This is a genomic window from Actinoplanes sp. NPDC023801, from assembly GCF_040639655.1.
Classification (GTDB): domain Bacteria; phylum Actinomycetota; class Actinomycetes; order Mycobacteriales; family Micromonosporaceae; genus Actinoplanes.
The window spans coordinates 94,946-113,414 of the sequence record NZ_JBFAAI010000010.1; the positions used below are offsets into that span (position 1 = coordinate 94,946).

Below are 18,469 nucleotides of genomic sequence, written 5' to 3' on the forward strand. Positions count from 1 at the left end.
GTCACAACCCTCCCCCTCGAATCTATTGGCAGGTCGTTCGAGGGGGAGGAACACATTTTGAAGAAGGTCCAGATCCGCCAGTTCGCGTTCGGTGCCGTCGCCGCGGGGGCGCTCGCCGCCGTCGGTGTGTTCGCTCTCCCGTCGGGCAGCGCGGACTGGGCGCCGGTGAGCTACGGGCTGACCACGTCGCCGGAGCACATCGTTCCGGCGACTGTTTCCGAGGCCGCGCCGGCGCGGGTCGTGTCGACGACGATCGGCGAGGACGGCCGGCCGGTCGTCACCGTCAAGGAGGCCACCGACAAGGCTTCCGCGGTCAAGCTGGTCGAGGACGCGCAGCAGGCGAAGAACGCGGTCGGCGTCGAGATGGACGCCAAGGTGTACGCGATCGGCGTGCCCACCGGTTCGGACCCGAGCCGTTCGCAGCAGTGGGCGCTCGACAAGATCCGTACGGGGGAGGCCTGGCAGCGCTCGACCGGTGCCGGCGTGAAGGTCGCCGTCATCGACAGCGGTGTCGACGCCACGCACCCGGACCTGCAGAGCAACGTGCTCAGCGGCTTCGACGCGATCACCGACCGGGCCGGCAGCACCACCGACCGGCACGGGCACGGCACCCACGTGGCCGGCACCATCGCGGCGGTGACCGGCAACAACGTCGGTGTCACGGCGGTCGCGCCGGATGTCAAGATCTTGCCGGTGAAGGTGCTGTCGGACAGCGGTTCCGGCAACATGTCGGACACCGCCCAGGGCATCATCTGGGCCGCCGACAACGGCGCGCAGGTCATCAACATGTCGCTCGGTTCGACCACCAAGGTCGCCGCGGTGACGAACGCGATCTCGTACGCCAGGAGCAAGGGTGTCACGGTGATCGCCGCGGTCGGCAACGACCGTGAGAAGGGCAGCCCCACGTCGTACCCGGCCGCGGACGCCGGTGTCATCGGCGTCGCCGCGACCGACTCCAGCGACCGGATCGGGCACTACTCGACGGCCGGCAACTACGTCGACGTCGCCGCGCCCGGCACGAATATCCTGAGCACCTACCCGGGTGGCCAGTACAAGACGATGATGGGCACCTCGATGGCGGCGCCGCACGTCGCCGCGGTGGCCGCGCTGCTCAAGAGCTACCAGGGCGCGCTGACGCCGGACCAGATCGAGGCCGCCCTGAAGAACTCGGCGATCGACCTGGGCCAGCCCGGCTTCGACAACGACTTCGGCTACGGCCGGATCGACGCGGTGTCCGCCCTGAACGCGGTCGCCCCGGCCACCACCGCGCCGACCACGCCGCCGACCAAGGCTCCGACGACGCCGCCCACCACGGCGCCGACGAAGGCCCCGACCACCGCGCCGACGACCAGCGCACCCGTGACGACCCCGCCGACGACGGCTCCCAGCCAGCCCGGCACCACGGTCAAGCCGGTGATCACCGCGAACGTCACCGGTGCCGAGGTCGTCTACGGCACGACGGTCAGCACGACGTTCACGGTCACGGCCGGCGGACAGGCGTGGGCGGGCAAGCCGGTGCAGGTCTGTGTCGCCGAGGGCGGCGCCGGATTCTCCTGCACCGACACCACCACCAGCACCTTCGGCACCGTGCAGGTGAACCGCACCGCCAAGGCGTACTTCAAGGTCGTCGTGACGGCCACGGCCACCCCGGCAAGCGAGGCTGTCACCTCGACGCCGGTCAGCTACCGGGTGTGGGCCTCCGCAACTCTCGTCAAGACCGGCTACGGCCAGGTGGAGGCGACCCTCGTCGGTGCGGCCGGACGGGCCACCCAGATCCAGCAGTGGGCCGACGGCGCATGGCGGACCGTCGGTGCCTACACCGCCTCGGTGTCGCCGATGAAGGTCTCGCTGACCGGTCTGCGGCCCGGCCAGACGTACCGCGTCGTCGTCCCGGCCAGCGCCACGGTCATGGGCTTCACCAGCGCGTCGATCACCGCCTGACGCAGGCAACCGACGGGCCCGGCCGGCTCACTCCAGCCGGGCCCACTCCTGGGTGATCACATCGGCACACTCGGCGGCGAGGGATTCTTCCCTCGCCGCCGAAGTCATGGTGATCACACTGCGGGATTCCGACATCCGCCAGCACATCATGGTGGCCGGCCGGTCCAGCGGCACCTCGGGCTGGGACCTGAGTTCGGAGGTGCAGCGCACCCCGTTGCCGGCCGGCTCACCCGCGTCCCCGGGGAGCAGCATCTCGCGCTCGCCGGACAGGTCACGGCGTGCGGTGACCACCCGGATGGTGCCGTCGCCGAAGGGCCGGTCCGCCACGTAGGTGCGCTGACTGATGCCGAGCCGTTCCCGCAGGTCGGCGATGGCGTCCGAGGCGCGGGCCTCGGCTGCCGGGTCCGGGCTCGCCGGACGGCTCGCCTCGGCCGATACCACCGGGCTGCGTTCCACCGGTGCGGCATGCTTCGTGATTCTGGGCGTACGGGGGACCGGCTGCTCCGGCTCCTCGAAAGCGTGCGCGTCCGCTTCCGGCGACTGCGGCGCCAGCGCGGCCGGTTCGGGAACGCTCGGCTGCTCCTCGTTCATCAGCTGGGTCACCAGGAAACCGGCACCGGCAAGTACCGCCGCGGCGCCGGCGATCCCGACCACCGCCTGCTTGCGGCGCAGTGCCGACCGCTGCGGGGTGGCCGCGGCCGTGGACGCGTACAGGCCGCCCCCGGGTTCCGGATGGTCCTGCTCGTCGTAGGCCATGTCACCGTCCTCGCCCACTCGGGTCGGTCCCCTCGCCCGTGTTTCCCGCCGGATTGCCATCGGGCCACCAACCCACGCCCGGGTCGGTTTCTCGGCCCATGTTTCCAAAGAGCGGTACATATCGGGCGGGAATCCCTGTCTCGGTCAGGATGACGGGTGTCGGTGTGCCGTCACCGCGGGGCCGGCCGTCGTATCGCCGGTCCTCTCCGATGTCGGTCTCGCCGGTACCCTGCCCGAGCGCGCGGAGCCCGGAGACCCTGCGTGGTCGGCTCGGAACGACCGGTGCCGATGGCCCGGACGGGCGTCACCCGGACAAGCGAGCGACACCGCGAGGCAGTTGACCGCCGCACGATGCGCGCGCAAGGTGTGGTGAACGTGGGTGCGATGGCGGGCGGACCCCGGATGCAGCCGTTCCTCGTGCCCGCGCCGAAGAGAGCGGCCACGTGCATGACCGGGATCGGTGATCAGACGGAACACAGCCCCGCCCGGCCGTCCTGGGACTGCCTGTCATGTGGCCGGCCGTGGCCGTGCGACCCGGCGCGTGAGGAGCTGGCCGGCGCGTACGGCCGGCTGGATCTGGCCATGCACATGTGGAACCACCTCGAGGAGGCCGCCCGGGACATGCCCCGGACGCCCACCTCGGAGCTGTTCGACCGCTTCCTCCGCTGGACCGGCTGACCGGTCTCGCCCGGCCACCCGCCCGGGCCTGGTGGCGGGGCCCGGTCTTCGCGCTGCCGGTCAGCGGAGGCCGGCCACCGCCGCGTCGGTTCCGCCGCGCCAGATGATCCCCGCCTCCCGGAAGCCGGCCGTCCGCAGCGCCTCGACGTGCCAGGACGCGCGCGGCAGCCACTCCTGGCTGTGCCGCGCGGACGGATAGATCCGCTCCCGTTCGACGGCCTTCGGCGCGAGCTGCTCGTCGGCCGCGGCGAGCGCCCACCACTGTGTCCAGGAGGTGGCGGCGCCGGACGCGTACGCCGCCTCACGCCTGGCCCGGCCGTGGTCGCGAAGCTTGCCGGAGAGCTCCGGCAGGCCCTCCTCCGCCATCTCGTCCGCGTTCACGAAGATGCCGCCCGGACGCAGTACCTGCAGGATCTCGGCGTACAGCGCGCTCACCCGGTCAGCCGGCAGCCAGTGCAGCGCCGTAGCGGTCAGCACCGCGTCGAACGGCTCGCCCGGCAGCTTGGCCCGCCACCCGGGGTCGCTCAGATCGGCGTCGACGATCGTTGCCCGGTCCAGCAATGTGGACTCGGCGATCGTGAGCAGCACCGGGTCCTGATCGAGCACCGTGACCCGCGCGGCGGGGAAACGGGCCAGCGTACGCAGTGAGATCGTGCCCGTCCCGCCGGCCAGGTCGAGCAGCCTCGGTGGCTCGCCCCCGGTGACCGCGGCGACGGTGTCGAGCATCGCCGCGAACCGGTGCTCCCGGTCCGGCATGAACGCCTCCTGCTGGCGGTCCCAACTGGTCTGCCACGTCCAGGGGTTCTTCAGGTAAGCACTCATAGGCTTCACGCTACTTACATCAGGTGTTCCGATCAAGCCTCCGCCGCCTTCTCGGCGAAGGCCCGGAGATCACGTCGTTCGATCGCCGCGGCCATCAGACCGGGAAACATGTCAGGGGTGCAGGTGAACGCCGGGACACCGAGTGCCGCCAGTGCCGCCGCGTTCTCGTGGTCGTAAGCCGGCGCGCCCTCGTCGGAGAGCGCCAGCAGCACCACCACCTGCACGCCGGCGGCCGTCATCTCCGCCACCCGGCGCAGCATCTCCTCCCGGACGCCTCCCTCGTACAGGTCGCTGATCAGCACGAAGATGCTGTCCCGGGGCCGGGTGATCAGCTGCTGGGAGTACGCGAGCGCCCGGTTGATGTCGGTGCCGCCGCCGAGCTGGGTGCCGAACAGCACCTCCACCGGGTCGGCCAGCTGATCGGTCAGGTCCACCACCGCGGTGTCGAAGACCACCAGCGACGTGCGCAGCGACCGCATCGACGCCAGTACCGCCGCGAACACCCCGGAGAACACCACCGACGCCGCCATCGAACCCGACTGGTCGACGCAGAGCACCACGTCCCGTTGCACCGCGGAGCTGCGGCGGCCGTACCCGATCAGGCGCTCCGGGATCACCGTCCGATGCTCGGCCAGGTAGTGCTTGAGGTTCGCCCGGATGGTCCGGTCCCAGTCGATGTCGGCGTGCCGTGGCCGGCTGATCCGGGCCGCCCGGTTCAGCGCGCCGGTCACCGCGGCGCGGGTCTGTTGCGCGATACGCCGCTCCAGTTCCTCCACGACGGTACGGACCACCTGCCGCGCCGCCTCGCGGGTGGCGTCGGGCATCACGCGGTTCAGCGACAGCAGCGTGCCGACCAGATGGACGTCGGGTTCCACGGCGGCGAGCATCTCCGGTTCGAGCAGCAGCCGGGTCAGATCGAGGCGCTCGATCGCGTCCGCCTGCATGACCTGGACCACGGTGCTGGGAAAGTACTCCCGGATGTCGCCGAGCCAGCGCGCCACCTTCGGCGCCGAGGAACCCAGTCCCGCCGACCGTTTCGCGGGCCGCTCGTCCGCGGTCCCGGTGTCGTAGAGCGCGGCCATCGCGGCGTCCATCGCCCCGTCGTGGCCTTCGGCCTTGCCGAGCGACTCGTCCGCCGCCCCGCCGAGCACGAGCCGCCACCGTCGCAGCCGGTCCCCACCCACGTCCTCACTCATGCCCACCCGTCCTCCCGCCGTGGTGATCTGCGCCCGTATGCAAGCCCTGCCTCACCACGCTGCCGTCCGTTTCGCCATGTGTGGTGAGGTGCGGCTGGGCCGGGCCGCGGGTCACCACGCTGTCTCGTCGGATGTCAGGCGGCGGCCGAGCAGTGCGCCGAGTGTCGGCAGCGGAGCGGCGGCACGGTTGGCATCGATCGCGGCGGCGGTGCCGGTGGGCTCGGCCCGGCCGCCGGCGACCCGTTCGCCGATGGCCCGCCGTTCCCCGGCGTCGAACCCGCCGAACGTCCGCCGCAACAGCGGCAGCACACTGTCGAACGCGTCCGCCGGGATGTCCGCCAGCCAGTCGTCGACAAGCGACAACAGCGACTCGTCATGAACCAGCAGCAGCCCGCCGCCGGAGAGGAACCCCTCCACCCAGGCGGCCGCGTGCGCCGGTGGGGTGCCCACGGTCAGCGGCAGCCGGAGCCGGCGCCGCACCTCGGCCCCGTCCAGCCGGCCGGCATCGAGCAGCAGCCGGGTCAGCCGTCCCGCCGGGAGACCGTGCAGTCCGGGCCGGGTGGCAAGCGACCCGATCGTGGCGAGCCAGCGTTCCCGCAACGACTCGTCGGCGAGCAGGCCGACCGCCCGGTGCACCCCGTCCATGCCGTCGCGCAACTGCCGCGCGGCCTCGTCGGAGAGCGATCCGGCCGCCGACGGCAGCGCCGCGCAGACCCGGTCGAGCAGGCTCGCCGTCACGGTTGCCAGCCCGGTCACGTCGGTCTTGCGCACGTCGCCGTACCGCAGGGTGCGGGCCAGTGCCGGAATCGCCGCCATCAGATGATGCACATCGGCGTCGAGCGCGGCGCGGGTGTCGAGCGCGGCGAGCACCGGTGGGTACGCCTCCGCCAGATCAGCGAGCAGGCACACCTCCACCAGCTCGGTGACCTCGGCAAGCGTTGCCGCCTCCAGGGCCCGGCGGGCCACCCGGGCGGTGGCGGCCGACGCCACGGTCGTACCCCACATGCTGCCCTCGACCAGCCGGACGGCGAACTCCGGCTGCCACACCAGACGCCACTCCTCCCGGAAAGTTCCCGCTCCGCGCCGGGTCGTGGCCCGCTGACCCCACGGCACGGCCAGGACGCCGAGCCGGTGCAGCAGACGGCTGCGCCGCAGATCGTTCTCCTGCCGCAGATCGAGGTCGAGGTCGCGTTCGGTGGCGGCCGGCTTGAGGCGCAGCGACCGCTGCTGCGCGGTCAGGTCACGGACCAGCGGTACGGCCGGCATGTCGTCCGGCACGGCGCCGAGGCGCTCGCCGATCACCAGCCGGCGGGCGATCAGTTCCGACCGCAGCGGCTCACCGTCACACATCACCGCGTCCGCGGCCTCGGTCACCTCGGCCAGCCCGGCGAGCGGACGCCCGCGGAGGGTGGCCAGGGCCTCGGCGAGACGCGCGGCCTCGATCACATGAGCCGACGACGTGGGTACGCCCTCGGCGCGCAACACCCCGGCCGCGTCCACCAGCCAGCGGACCACCACGTCGTCGCCGGTCGTGAACAGATGGTGGTACCAGCCCGGCGACCGGACCCCCGCGCCGTAACCGGACCAGGAGGCGAGCCGTCCGTACGTCCACGGCACCCAGGTGAACGCCACCTTTCCCTTCGGCCGGCCCTTGAGCAGCGCGGTGTCGTCCTTGACCGGCACCTTCCGGGTCAGCGCGGGCACGTGCCAGGCCCCGCAGACCACGGCGATCTCCTCGTGCCGGCGCCGTTCCTCCCGCAACACCGACCGCATGTACGCCTCGCGCAGCAGGTCGTCCGGATCCTCCGGCGACGTGTCCCGGATCGCCGTCATCGCCTCGGCGATCGCCTCGAACACCGGCACGCCGCGATGCTCGACCACGTCCTCCCACCAGCGCTCCGGATCGTCGTAGCCGGCCGCCGCGGCGAGTTCCCGGATCGGGTCGACGGGCCGCGCGGGCTGCGGGTCGCCGGCCCTGCCGGACTCGGCGACATCCGGTACGGCCGTGTCCGTGTCCGCCGTGTCGGCGTCCGTCGTGTCCGCGTCGGCCGTGTCCGTGTCCGTCGTGTTCGTGTCCGCGTCGGCCGTGTCCGTCGCGGCCGGGACCGCAGGCAGCGCGGCCCCGCCCAGGTCACCGGCGGTGGGGGCGGGCACGGCCGGCGTGCCCGGAGCGACACGGTAGGCGTACGGCAGATCGAAGAACCGCACGCGGACGCCACGCCGGACCGCCCACCGGATCGCCTGCCATTCCGGTGAGAAGACCGCGAACGGCCAGAAGGCGGCCTTCCCCGGATCGTCCAGGCCATAGCCGAGCAGCGCCACCGGTGGCTCGAGTCCGCCGTCGGCCGCCCAGCGGACCAGGTCGTCGGCCTCCGGCGGCCCCTCGATCAGTAGCACGTCCGGCGGGTGGGCCTCGAGCTCGCGCACCACGGCACGTGCCGAACCCGGCCCGTGGTGCCGGACGCCGTAGATCCGCTCAGGCATCACGCGCGGCCCGGTAGAAGTCGAGCCACCCGGACCGCTCCCGCACCACCGTCTCCAGATACTCCCGCCAGACGACTCCGTCGGACACCGGATCCTTGATCACCGCGCCGACGATGCCGGACGCCATGTCGCCGGGGTGCAGCGTGCCGTCGCCGAAGTGGGCGGCCAGCGCCATCCCGTTCGTCACCACCGAGATCGCTTCGGCGGTCGACAACGTCCCGGTCGGCGACTTCAGCTTGGTACGCCCGTCCTCGGTCATCCCGGAACGCAGCTCCCGGAAGACCGTCACCACCCGGCGGATCTCCTCCAACGCGGCCGGCACCTCCGGAAGCTCCAGAGCCCGGCCGAGCTGGGCCACCCGCCGTGCCACGATCTCCACCTCGTCGTCGGCGCTGGCCGGCATCGGCAGCACCACCGTGTTGAACCGGCGGCGCAGCGCGCTGGACAGTTCGTTGACGCCGCGGTCCCGGTCGTTGGCCGTGGCGATCAGGTTGAACCCGCGCTGCGCCTGGACCTCGGTGTTCAGCTCCGGCACCGGCAGCGTCTTCTCGGACAGGATGGTGATCAGCGCGTCCTGCACGTCGGACGGCACCCGGGTCAGCTCCTCGAGGCGAGCGATCGACCCGGTCCGCATGGCCCGCATGACCGGGCTCGGCACCAGCGCCGCGTCGGTCGGGCCCTCGGCGAGCAGCCGCGCGTAGTTCCACCCGTAGCGGATGGCCTCCTCGGCGGTGCCGGCCGTGCCCTGGACGAGCAGTGTCGAGTCGCCCGAGATCGCCGCCGCGAGATGTTCCGACACCCACGTCTTGGCGGTGCCGGGCACGCCGAGCAGCAGCAGGGCCCGGTCGGTGGCCAGGGTGGAGACGGCCACCTCCATGAGGCGCCGCGGTCCCACGTACTTCGGGGTGATCTTTGCGCCGTCGCCGAGCAGATAGGTGACCACGGCCTGTGGCGACATCCGCCAGCCCGGCGGCCGGGGCCGGTCGTCGGCGGCGGCGAGCAGGGCCAGTTCCTCGGAGTACTGGTCCTCGGCATGCGGGCGCAGAGCGGTCACTGAAGCTCCTGAAGCATCTCGAGTCGGAAAATCAGGGTGCGGGCCAGTTCGGCCACCGGCCGTACCCGCGAGGGATCGACGATCTGGTCCAGCCGGGTGGCCAGGCGCCCGGCCAGGTCGGCGTACTCCGGCGGCATGGCGAGCCCGGCCGCCCGGCAGAGCTCGCTCAGCTGCCAGGTGTGCCGATCGGTCCGTGCACGCTGTTCCACCGTTTCCAGGACGGCCACCGACAGCCCGTCCGGCCACGGCCCGGGATGCAGCGACAGGAGCCGTTGCGCGGATCCGTCCTCGGTGCGCAGTGCCTCGGCGGCGAGCCGGGCCAGCCGGTCCGGCGGCAGCACCAGGTGCAGGTCCCACCGGACCGCCTCGCGCAGCACCCCGGCGTCCGCGGCCAGCAACGTCGTCGCCCACCCGGCGTCGCGCTGCACCACCGCGGCCTTGGCCCAGCCGTGCAGCAACGGGTTCGCCCAGTCGTGCCCGCGAGCCACGGTGAGCCAGCCGGCCGGGTCGAGGCCCGCCCACGTGTCCAGCGGAGTACCGGCGACCACCTCCTCCAGCAGCCACGCCCCCGCACCGACCCCGCGGACCGGCACCGCACCGACCCCGTCGCGGCTCAGGTCACGGTCGAGTTCGGCGGGCGGGTCGACGGTCAGCCGGTCGTCCTCGAGACGCACCGCGGCCCGTGCCCGGGCAGCCATCCGCCGGCCCAGCGCCGCTCCCGGCAGATGACGCAGCAGATCGAGCGAAGCCTCGCGAACCTCCTTACGGCGGTCGTCGAGGGCACGTTCCAGCAGCGGTTCGTCGCGTAGTGACAGGCCCGGCCCGAAAGCGGCGAGGAACCTGGCACGGGTCTCCCAGGACTCTTCGGCCCAGGTGCTCTCCACCAGCTCGCGGGCCGGCTCGGGGTCGCTGCCGCGCAGCGCCGACAGGTGTCCGAGCCGCTCGGCCGTGGTCGCGGTCGCCCAGTCAGCGGCGAGCACCGGCGCGGCCTCGTCGAGCAGCCAGCGCCAGTCGGCCCGCTGCCCGGCCAGCCAGGCGCCGCGCCGCCCGGACACCCGGGCCATGCCGGCTCGCAGCGACGTGTTGCGGCGACCCGCCTCGAGCAGATCCGGGAGGATCGCCGGCGGCACGATCCCCCCGCGGGCCACCGCCGCGGCCAGCCACTGGGTGAGCAGCTCCTGCTCGTGATGGCCGCCGCCGGGTGCCCCGCCACCGAGAATCCGTGCCAGCCGTGCCGACGCGGCCACCGGCAGGGGAGCGTCGGTCTCCGCGGGGGCGGGCGCAACCGGTACGTGCCCCGTCTCCGGCTCCACCCCCGCCCGCCGGCAGGTGAGGGCGACTGCCGCCGCCTCCAGCAGAGCAGCCGCTGGCCCGTCCGCCCCGGCCGTGGACGCAGCCGGCAGCTGCTCCCGGACGGCCGGCGGCGGGCCGGGATCAAGGCCGGCCGGCGGCGGGCCCGCGGGATCGGAGTCGACCGGTGGCGGCGGCCCGCCGGGATCGATGCCGACCGTCAGGGGGCCGACCCGCACCGTATGGCCCGACCATGGGCGGCGGCCGGTGCCGACCAGTGCGGCCGTCAGCAACTCGGGCGGCAACTCGGCCATGCGGTGGGCCGAGTCCGGCGCCGGCGGCGCGGTGGGGACGAACACGCCGTCCACCCAGGCGGCGAGCGGCCGCAACCCGCGCGGTGACCACTCCGCCGCGACGGTAACCGGTGCCGCCCCCGCTGCCGCGAGCAGCCACCACGGCTCCCGGTGTCCCGGCGCGAGCGGCAGGGCGGCACCCTCGCCGTCGACCAGGTGACCGCCGGACGTCGGCCGGACATCGGAAAGGAGCATCGGAGCGTCGTACCGCCAGGGTTCGGCGGCCAGCAGCGACGCCCACCCGGACAGACCCGCCCGGATCGGCCCGGCACCGTCCGGCGAGCCGAACGGCTCGGCCGCCGAGAGGCGCTCGGCGACGAGCGCCCGCAGCGGCGCCGCGCCCGGATAGAAGCAGAGGTCACCGCGGAATTCGGTGCCCGGCACCAGGTCGGCGGCGAGCGGCTGGCCGGGCGCCGCGAACGACAGCACCAGCGCGAACCGGCCGGACCCGGAACCGTGCAGCCACGTGCGGCGGCTGGTCAGGGCCCCATCGTCGGTCTCCACCTGGCCGAGGACCTGCCATCGGTCGGTGACGCGTGGGCCGGCCAGCACGTCCTCGGTCGCCGTCGGGAAGCCGATGCGCGAGCGGACGGTCGCGGCCAGCGCCGGATCGAGCGAGCCGAGGCGTGAGTGGCCGGCGACCAGAAGCCGTAGCAACGCCAGCTCGCCGAGCAGCCGGTCGGCCCATTGCGGGCCGACACCGGCGAAGCCGCCGAGCCGCCGGACCGCGTTGGCGGCACCGGGCGCCTGAGCGTCGACGAGCCGCGCGGCCATCGCCTCGAACGGCTGCGGACCGGACCGTGCCGCCCCGGCCAGCCCCTGCTCGACCTGGTCGTCGAGCCATCGCCGTAGCTCGGCCATGCCCCCGGCGACCCGATCGGCGCGGCCCTGAGCGCGTTTCGCCGCGGCCACCGGGTCGGGGGCGGCGGAGGATTTCGGCCGGGACCGGGCGGTCTGCCATTTCGTGGCGAACTCCGGTGCCGGAAAGTCACCCGAGCCGGCCTCGGCCCAGTGCAACAGCAGGCCGAGAACGTGTTTGCAAGGGATCTTGCGACTCGGGCAGGAGCATTTGAACGCAGGTCCGGCCAGGTCGGCGGCGACCTGGTAGCCCCGGCAGAGTCCCCAGAGGATGTCGCCGGTCATGCCGGTGGCGGCGAACTGGCCGGCGACGCCGCGCGCGTTGCGCAGCGAGGCGGGGTCGGGCGCGAGAGCCTCGGCCTGAGCGGCGGACCATCGTTCAACGGGCACGCAACGACCCTAGGCCCCGGGTACGACGTTTTCCGTCGCGGCGAGGCGGCACACCGAAGGCATGCGGGTGATCGTGTTCGGTGCGACCGGGATGGTCGGCCAGGGCGTGCTCCGCGCGGGTCTCCTATGACCTCCCGATGGCCGCGGCCCGGGCCCTCGCCCCGCTGAACCCCGACCTGACCTTCGTCTACATCTCCGGCGAGGGCACCGACGGGAATGTTGCCCGTACGGTTACGCGTGCCGCTCCAGGTTCATCCAGCCCACGCACGGCGTCCGGTCAAAGACCGGCTGGTACGACACCGCCTACCCGATTCTCGCGCCGCTCGTGGCGGTTACCGGGACCGGGTGGTGACGACGGCGGACATGCATTGATCCGCCGGTCGTCTGCCCCCACACGACCGCTCCGAAGGCGAGCGTCATCCCGGCCAGCTGCACCGGTGTCAGCGACTGGCCGAGGGCCGCCCAGCCGACCACGGTCGCGGTGAGCGGTGCGAACAGGCTGAGCAGCGAGACGCGGGAGGCCGGCAGGAGTTCCAGTCCGCGGAACCAGAGGGTGTAGGCCAGTGCCGTCCCGATCAGGGACAGATAGGCGTACCCGGAGATGTTGGCCGGCGACAGTGCGGGCGGCGGGCCCTCGACCAGCAGGGTGACCGGGACCAGCAGCAGGCCGCCCATGGTGAGCTGCCAGCCGGTCACGGTCAGCAGCGAGACACCGGGCCGGCCCCAGCGCTTGGTGAGTACCAGGCCGAGTGCCATCGACGCGGCACCGGCCAGGCCGGCGACAACCCCGACGGGGTCGAGGCCCGCGGTCGCGGTCAGCACGGCGAGGGCGACGCCCGTCACACCCATCAAACCCGCGATGAGCGTACGCAGGGGCACGCGCTCACCCAGCAGCGCCACGCTCAGTCCCGCCACCAGCAGTGGCTGCACGGCGCCGAGCACCGCCGCCATCCCGCTGGGCAGCCGGTAGGCCGTCACGAAGAGCAGGGCGAAGAAGATGCCGATGTTGAGTGCTCCGAGCACCGCCGACCGCCACCACCAGGCGCCGTGCGGCAGCCGGCGGGTGATGGCGAGCAGTGCCAGCCCGGCCGGCAGGGCCCGCAGCATGCCGCTGAGCAGTGGCCGCTCCGGCGGGAGGAACTCGGTGGTCACCGCATAGGTCGTGCCCCACAGCACCGGCGTGATCGCGGTGACCAGCAGAACTCGCATCGGGACCAACTCCCTCGACGGAAAGTATCTCGATGTAAAGATAAACTTTGTCGAGAAGCTTGTCACCAAGAGAATGGGATACGTGACAGACGACATCGATCGGATCCTCGCCCAGTGGGCAGCCGAGCGGCCCGACCTCGACACCGAGGCCATGGGCGTCTTCGGCCGTATCTTCCGCCTGGCCCGGCTCGCCGGCGACGCCACCGAACGTGCCTACGCGATGTTCGGCATCGCCCGCGCCGACTTCGACGTCATCGCCACGCTGCGACGCTCCGGCGAGCCGTTCCAGCTGTCGCCGGGAGCGCTGGCCGCCTCCATGATGCTCAGTACCGGCGGCACCACCGCCCGGCTGGACCGGTTGGAGAAGGCCGGTCTCGTCGCCCGTTCCCCGGATCCCGACGACCGCCGGGGCATCCTGGTCCGCCTCACCCCGAAGGGTCACGCTCTGGCCGACGAGGCCGTGACCGCCGGCCTGGCCGAACAGCAGCGTCTTCTCTCCCGGCTCTCGCCGGAGCAGGCTTCCCAGCTCACCGCCCTGCTAAGAGAACTGCTCGACGGAGTGTGAGGCCGGCACGCGCTCGGCGGGCCAGGGTTGGGGCGGGGGAGTGCCGTCCCCGAACGGGCGCCCGCCGAGCACGTCACGCCCGTGCGGGATCAGCCAGCCGGACAGGTCGGGACCGGCCGGGACGACGCCACTGGGATTGATGTCCCGGTGCACCTCGTAGTAGTGCCGTTTGATGTGCACGAAGTCGACGGTGTCGCCGAAGCCGGGTGTCTGGAACAGATCCCGCGCGTAGGCCCACAGCACCGGCATCTCGGACAGCTTGTTCCGGTTGCACTTGAAGTGGCCGTGATAGACGGCGTCGAACCGCACCAGCGTCGTGAACAACCGCACGTCCGCCTCGGTGATCGTGTCACCGACCAGGTAACGCTGCCGCTCCAGCCGCTCCGACAGCTCGTCCAGGCGGGCGAACAACCGCTGATAGGCCTTCTCGTACGCCTCCTGCGTGCCCGCGAACCCGGCCCGGTAGACGCCGTTGTTCACGTCCTTGAAGACGCCCTCGTTCACCTCGTCGATCTGCTCGCGCAACGCCTCCGGGTACAACTCCGGCGCGCCGGGCCGGTGGAATTGCCGCCACTCGGTGGACAGGTCCAGGGTGATCTGCGCGAAGTCGTTGGTCACCACCTCGCCGGTGGGCACGTCCACGATTGCCGGGACGGTGATCCCCTTGTCGTAGTCGGGGTAGCGGGCCAGGAACGCGTCCCGCAGCCGCTCGATCCCGAGCACCGGATCGCGGCCGCCCGGATCCAGGTCGAAAGTCCAGCTCCGCTCGTCATGGGTCGGCCCGGCGACGCCCATCGACAGGGCGTCCTCCAGGCCGAGCAGCCGCCGTACGATGATCGCGCGGTTGGCCCAGGGACACGCCCGTGCCACCACCAGTCGGTAGCGGCCCGCCTCCACCGGAAATCCGTCCCGCCCGTCGGCGGTGACGCGGGTGGCGATGTACCGCTGGTCGCGGGTGAACTCACCGGTCGGATTCACGTAGGCCATACCCTCATCCTTCCCAGCTTTGGCTCCGGTTCACCCTCGAATCAATGAGACCGCCGGTTCGTCCGCATGGGGGAGAAGGGGCGGTCCGGCGGGTGAACGCCGACGGGCCCTTGCGCCGGTGGAGGGGTGGGGCGAGGCATCCCCCCGTGTGCGATGCCTCGCCCCGCTCGTGAGGGCGGCCACGCGGGCACCGTCCAGTCCGTAGGGCGCACACGCTCGCGGTCCGGTGGCGGTGGCCCGGTCGCCCCGGCTGTCGCCTTTATAGCACGAAGGGAAAGCGCTTCCCGACCAATTGCGGGAGCGGCCCCAGTGGTTGACGGCCGCTGGTCATGGCCAGAACGATGCCGATGTCACACGCTCGGATCTACACGGACAGGTCACCCGGTCGAGGGCCCGAAAACCGCAGATCCCCCGGCTGGCCCGGACCGTTGTCTGAGGCCGGTTGAGGCAGCGGTGGTGTCCAGCTGGGGGTAGGCCTTACCTTCCTCGAACAATCGGGGCAGCCGGTCGGCGGCATGATGGAGCGGTGACGGACGCGGGAAAGGGACTCGTCCTGGTGGTCGAGGACGAGCGGCCGATCGCTGACCTGGTCCGGCTCTACCTGAGCCGCGAGGGCTTCGGGGTGCAGGTCGAGCACGACGGAACGGCCGGCCTGGACGCGGCCCGCCGGCTGCGTCCGGTCGCGTGCATCCTGGACATCGCCGTGCCGGGGATGGACGGTACCGACATCTGCCGCCGGCTGCGTGCCGACGGGGACTGGACTCCGGTGATCTTCCTGACCGCGCGGGACGACGAGATCGACCGGATCGTCGGGCTCGAGCTGGGCGGCGACGACTACGTGACCAAACCGTTCAGCCCGCGTGAGCTGGTGACGCGGGTCAAGGCGCTGCTGCGCCGCTCGGCCGTCGTCGCCGAGACCGATCGGGTACGCGTCCTCGGCCCCCTGGTCCTCGATCCGGGCCGGCGGTCCGTCACTGTGGCCGGTCACCCGCTGACCTTGACGGCGACCGAGTTCGATCTGCTCGCGCACCTGCTGGGCCGTCCGGGACGAGTGTTCACCAGGGAGGAGTTGCTGGCCGCGGTCTGGGGCTACGCCTCGCACGCCGGTACTCGTACCGTCGACGTGCACGTGGCGCAGGTGCGCGCCAAGCTCGGTCCGGCCGCCGGCCTCGTCCGCACCGTGCGCGGGGTCGGGTACACGGCGGATGCGTGACTTCTTACGTACGCTGACCGGCCGCGCCGTCCTGGTGACGGTGGCCACCGCGGTGGTCGCCGTGATCGTCACCGCCATGGTGGCCGTACCGATCGCGGTCACCTCGGTGAACACGCAGATCCGCGCCGAGCTGATGGACAAGACGGTCCTCGCGGTGGAGCTGCTCACCGATGAGCGTCCGGCGGCCCGCAGGCGGATCGCTGAGCGCCTGCGCGCCGAGGACGTCGAGATCTACGTGATCAGGAACGGTCGCGTCGACCGGGAGGGCCTGCCGCCGCGGGTGGTTCGCCGGGTCACGGCCGGCGAGACCGTCGACATCCGGGCCCAGGTCGATGGCCGGCCGTCGTTCATCGCCGGGCGTCCGCTGCCGGGTGCGTCGAGCGGTGTCGTGCTCACCCGCCGGATGGCGTCCGGGATCGCGTGGCGGGTCCTGCGCGGTGTCTGGGTGGCGCTGCTCGCCGGCCTGCTCGGCGGTGTGCTGGCCGGCGCGTTGCTGGCCCGGTTTGTGGCCAGGCCCATCCGGCTGGCAGCGTCGGCCGCGGGCCGTCTGTCCGCGGGGGACCGTTCGGTACGGATCGCCCGCCGCGGCCCGGCCGAAGCGGTGCGTCTCGCCGACGCGTTCAACCAGCTCGCGTCAGCCCTGCAGACCAGCGAGGGCCGGGAGCGCGACTTCCTGCTGTCGGTGTCGCACGAACTCCGCACACCGCTGGCCACGATCCGCGGATACGCCGAGGCCCTCGCCGACGGCGTGATCAGCGGCGACGACACGGGCCCGGCCGCCTCGACGATGCTGGCCGAGGCACAGCGCCTGGACCGGCTGATCTCCGATCTTCTGGTGCTGGCCCGGCTGGAGGCCGCGGATCTGCCTCTCGACGTCACCGGGGTCGACCTGGCGGAGCTGGTCCGGGAGACGGGGCAGGCGTGGGTGACGCGCTGCGCCGGCAACGGGCCGGACCTCACCGTGCGGGCGCCGGCCGGGCCGGTTGCCGTCGACACCGATCCAGGGCGGATCCGTCAGGTACTCGACGGCCTCCTCGAGAACGCGCTGCGGGTGGTCCCGGCCGGCGCGCCGCTGGTCCTCGAAGTCCGGTCCGGCGAACATGCCGGGATCATCGAGGTACGCGACGGCGGTCCCGGCTTCACCGACGACGATCTGGCGGTCGCCTTCGACCGGGGCGAGCTGAACAGGCGGTACCGCGGGGTGCGCAAGGTGGGCAGCGGACTCGGCCTGGCCCTGGCCGCCCGCCTGGTGACGCGGCTCGGCGGGCGGATCTCGGCCGGTCACGCCCCCGAGGGCGGGGCGATGTTCACCGTCGAACTCCCTTACGGAACTCGAACACTTCGCTGATCGGGCCCGATCGGTACGGCCGCAGAATCGCTCGCATGACTCGTACAGCGAAGATCGCCGGTTTTGCCGTTGCCCTCGCTCTGACCGGATGTGGGGCGCCGGCCGCCGATGCCGCCGGTGCAACCGCCGAGATGGTGGCGTTGCAGGAGGTCGGGTACACCGCGGACGCGGCGGGGGACACCCGGGCCGAGCGGCCGCGCGCGGTGCGCAAACTGTTGCGGAAGAACACGTTGCACGGCGAGGTGGTGGTGCGCAGCCGCAAGGGCGAGGATCGCACGATCGTGGTGCAGCGTGGCGAGGTGACCGCCGCCGACGACAAGGGTTTCACCGTCAAGTCGGCCGACGGTTACGAGCTGACCTGGGCCTTCGGGGAGAAGGCACGCGTCGTCGAGAAGCGGGAGAAGGCCGAGCGCAGCGCGGTGCGGCCCGGTGTGAAGGTCGGGGCCGGCGGGATCCGTGAGGGCTCTGCCACCACGGCCCGCCTGATCATCATCGGTTGACAGCCGTCACTGCAGGAAGCCGCCGAACGGTGACAGCAGCAGCTTGCCGAGGCCGGTGGCGGTGTTGTCGAGGCGACGGCGTTCCTTGTCGAGTGCGCCCAGGTCGTGCCGGATCGCCCAGATCTTCTGAGCGTTTCGCCATGCGACATTGCGGGTGTACTCCACCATCTCGCCCTGCCACCAGTCGTCCAGGTCGCCGTTCATCGTGTCGATGAGCAGCTGCCAGCGGTCCAGATAGCCGCGGCGAAGACCGGGGATCTCCTCGGCGAAGATGTCGTTGACCTGCAGATAGTCCTGATGCTGGTCGCTGCCGTCGACCGGGTCGCTGCCCAGGTGGTCGAACGTGGTGACCAGCGCGAACGGCAGGTCGAAGTTGATGTGCGCGTTGACTCCGGCGATGGCCGACGGAAGCGCGCGTGCGTCCGGGCCGGGGACCCGGCAGAACAGACCGGCCCACACGCCCGGGCACGCCGGGCTGCCCTCGGTCCAATATCGCAGCGCGTCGAAGTAACGGGCGGCGAATTCGACATCGAGCCGGGCGAGGAACGCGGGGTCCTTGAACTTGCCGGCGTAGAGACGCTCGAGCACGTTCTCGGTGATCGTGTGGTAGAGCTTGTTGAAGTCGGCGAGCGGGTTGCTGTCGAGCAACGGCGGCACGCGGCACAGGACGACCTGCACTTCAGCGAGTAGCTCGACCACTCCGGGTACATCGTCGGGGTGCCGTTGCAGGAGATCGGACATCTCCCGCTGAACGGGGCCCCAGATGGGCTGGGTCATGGGTTCCTCCGTGGGTGATGCAACACAACGGAGGGCCCCCAGCACCGC

General features: G+C 72.1%; 15 protein-coding genes. 6 read left to right on the plus strand and 9 right to left on the minus strand.

Going from position 1 to position 18,469, the window contains the following annotated elements; genetic code table 11:
* The first annotated feature begins 57 nt into the window (after positions 1-57).
* The gene (locus tag AB0G04_RS19625) at positions 58-1,941 is read left to right on the plus strand and encodes a S8 family peptidase (RefSeq protein WP_360984178.1); all 1,884 of its coding nucleotides are present in this window, start codon (positions 58-60) and stop codon (positions 1,939-1,941) included.
* Between the two features lie 27 nt (positions 1,942-1,968).
* Here AB0G04_RS19625 and AB0G04_RS19630 read toward each other — a convergent pair whose 3' ends face one another.
* A complete protein-coding gene (locus AB0G04_RS19630) occupies positions 1,969-2,697 on the minus strand; it encodes a hypothetical protein (protein WP_360984181.1) in 729 nt (242 codons plus the stop codon).
* Positions 2,698-3,081: 384 nt separating this feature from the next.
* On the opposite strand from AB0G04_RS19630, the gene AB0G04_RS19635 reads away from it, so the two are divergent.
* A complete protein-coding gene (locus tag AB0G04_RS19635; RefSeq protein ID WP_360984184.1) occupies positions 3,082-3,375 on the plus strand; it encodes a hypothetical protein in 294 nt (97 codons plus the stop codon).
* A gap of 60 nt (positions 3,376-3,435) precedes the next feature.
* Here AB0G04_RS19635 and AB0G04_RS19640 read toward each other — a convergent pair whose 3' ends face one another.
* The 6 genes from AB0G04_RS19640 to AB0G04_RS19665 form a co-directional block, all read right to left on the minus strand.
* On the minus strand, positions 3,436-4,197 hold the full coding sequence (locus AB0G04_RS19640; RefSeq protein WP_360984187.1) for a class I SAM-dependent methyltransferase: 762 nt from the start codon (positions 4,195-4,197) through the stop codon (positions 3,436-3,438).
* Positions 4,198-4,229: 32 nt separating this feature from the next.
* Positions 4,230-5,393 carry a VWA domain-containing protein gene (locus AB0G04_RS19645; protein WP_360984190.1) on the minus strand — a complete coding sequence of 388 codons (1,164 nt, stop codon included), beginning with the start codon at positions 5,391-5,393 and terminating at the stop codon, positions 4,230-4,232.
* A 111-nt stretch (positions 5,394-5,504) separates the two neighbouring features.
* Complete coding sequence (locus AB0G04_RS19650; RefSeq protein ID WP_360984192.1) at positions 5,505-7,877, minus strand: DUF5682 family protein; 2,373 nt, start codon at positions 7,875-7,877, stop codon at positions 5,505-5,507.
* The gene (locus tag AB0G04_RS19655) at positions 7,870-8,931 is read right to left on the minus strand and encodes an AAA family ATPase (protein ID WP_360984195.1); all 1,062 of its coding nucleotides are present in this window, start codon (positions 8,929-8,931) and stop codon (positions 7,870-7,872) included. Before AB0G04_RS19655 ends, AB0G04_RS19650 begins: the two co-directional genes overlap by 8 nt.
* Positions 8,928-11,822, minus strand: a complete 2,895-nt coding sequence (locus AB0G04_RS19660; RefSeq protein WP_360984198.1) for an SWIM zinc finger family protein — start codon at positions 11,820-11,822, stop codon at positions 8,928-8,930. Before AB0G04_RS19660 ends, AB0G04_RS19655 begins: the two co-directional genes overlap by 4 nt.
* Positions 11,823-12,125: 303 nt before the next feature.
* Positions 12,126-13,031, minus strand: coding sequence for an EamA family transporter (locus AB0G04_RS19665; protein ID WP_360984201.1), 906 nt, complete (start codon positions 13,029-13,031; stop codon positions 12,126-12,128).
* Positions 13,032-13,113: 82 nt separating this feature from the next.
* Between AB0G04_RS19665 and AB0G04_RS19670 the strand changes: the two genes are divergently transcribed.
* Complete coding sequence (locus AB0G04_RS19670) at positions 13,114-13,596, plus strand: MarR family transcriptional regulator (protein ID WP_360984204.1); 483 nt, start codon at positions 13,114-13,116, stop codon at positions 13,594-13,596.
* Here the strand turns inward: AB0G04_RS19670 and AB0G04_RS19675 are convergent.
* Entirely contained in the window at positions 13,570-14,583 is a 1,014-nt protein-coding gene (locus AB0G04_RS19675) for a glutathione S-transferase C-terminal domain-containing protein (protein ID WP_360984207.1), read from the minus strand. The genes AB0G04_RS19670 and AB0G04_RS19675 overlap by 27 nt on opposite strands.
* A gap of 526 nt (positions 14,584-15,109) precedes the next feature.
* Here AB0G04_RS19675 and AB0G04_RS19680 point away from each other — a divergent pair.
* The 3 genes from AB0G04_RS19680 to AB0G04_RS19690 are packed head-to-tail and all read left to right on the plus strand — an operon-like array spanning position 15,110 to position 17,644.
* Complete coding sequence (locus AB0G04_RS19680; protein ID WP_360984210.1) at positions 15,110-15,796, plus strand: response regulator transcription factor; 687 nt, start codon at positions 15,110-15,112, stop codon at positions 15,794-15,796.
* The gene (locus AB0G04_RS19685; RefSeq protein WP_360984213.1) at positions 15,789-17,144 is read left to right on the plus strand and encodes an ATP-binding protein; all 1,356 of its coding nucleotides are present in this window, start codon (positions 15,789-15,791) and stop codon (positions 17,142-17,144) included. Before AB0G04_RS19680 ends, AB0G04_RS19685 begins: the two co-directional genes overlap by 8 nt.
* 35 nt (positions 17,145-17,179) lie before the next feature.
* Positions 17,180-17,644 (plus strand): hypothetical protein, encoded by a 465-nt coding sequence (locus AB0G04_RS19690; protein ID WP_360984216.1) that lies wholly within the window; start codon positions 17,180-17,182, stop codon positions 17,642-17,644.
* 6 nt (positions 17,645-17,650) lie between these two features.
* On the opposite strand, the gene AB0G04_RS19695 is transcribed toward AB0G04_RS19690, so the two are convergent.
* Positions 17,651-18,421 carry a DUF5995 family protein gene (locus tag AB0G04_RS19695; RefSeq protein WP_360984219.1) on the minus strand — a complete coding sequence of 257 codons (771 nt, stop codon included), beginning with the start codon at positions 18,419-18,421 and terminating at the stop codon, positions 17,651-17,653.
* Positions 18,422-18,469: the final 48 nt, after the last annotated feature.

Bases quoted from the DNA above. Each gene is read 5' to 3' on its own strand.
- AB0G04_RS19630 (WP_360984181.1), bottom strand. From the start codon at position 2,697: ATGGCCTACGACGAGCAGGACCATCCGGAACCCGGGGGCGGCCTGTAC.
- AB0G04_RS19635 (WP_360984184.1), top strand. From the start codon at position 3,082: ATGGCGGGCGGACCCCGGATGCAGCCGTTCCTCGTGCCCGCGCCGAAG.
- AB0G04_RS19640 (WP_360984187.1), bottom strand. From the start codon at position 4,197: ATGAGTGCTTACCTGAAGAACCCCTGGACGTGGCAGACCAGTTGGGAC.
- AB0G04_RS19645 (WP_360984190.1), bottom strand. From the start codon at position 5,393: ATGAGTGAGGACGTGGGTGGGGACCGGCTGCGACGGTGGCGGCTCGTG.
- AB0G04_RS19650 (WP_360984192.1), bottom strand. From the start codon at position 7,877: ATGCCTGAGCGGATCTACGGCGTCCGGCACCACGGGCCGGGTTCGGCA.
- AB0G04_RS19665 (WP_360984201.1), bottom strand. From the start codon at position 13,031: ATGCGAGTTCTGCTGGTCACCGCGATCACGCCGGTGCTGTGGGGCACG.
- AB0G04_RS19675 (WP_360984207.1), bottom strand. From the start codon at position 14,583: ATGGCCTACGTGAATCCGACCGGTGAGTTCACCCGCGACCAGCGGTAC.
- AB0G04_RS19685 (WP_360984213.1), top strand. From the start codon at position 15,789: ATGCGTGACTTCTTACGTACGCTGACCGGCCGCGCCGTCCTGGTGACG.
- AB0G04_RS19690 (WP_360984216.1), top strand. From the start codon at position 17,180: ATGACTCGTACAGCGAAGATCGCCGGTTTTGCCGTTGCCCTCGCTCTG.
- AB0G04_RS19695 (WP_360984219.1), bottom strand. From the start codon at position 18,421: ATGACCCAGCCCATCTGGGGCCCCGTTCAGCGGGAGATGTCCGATCTC.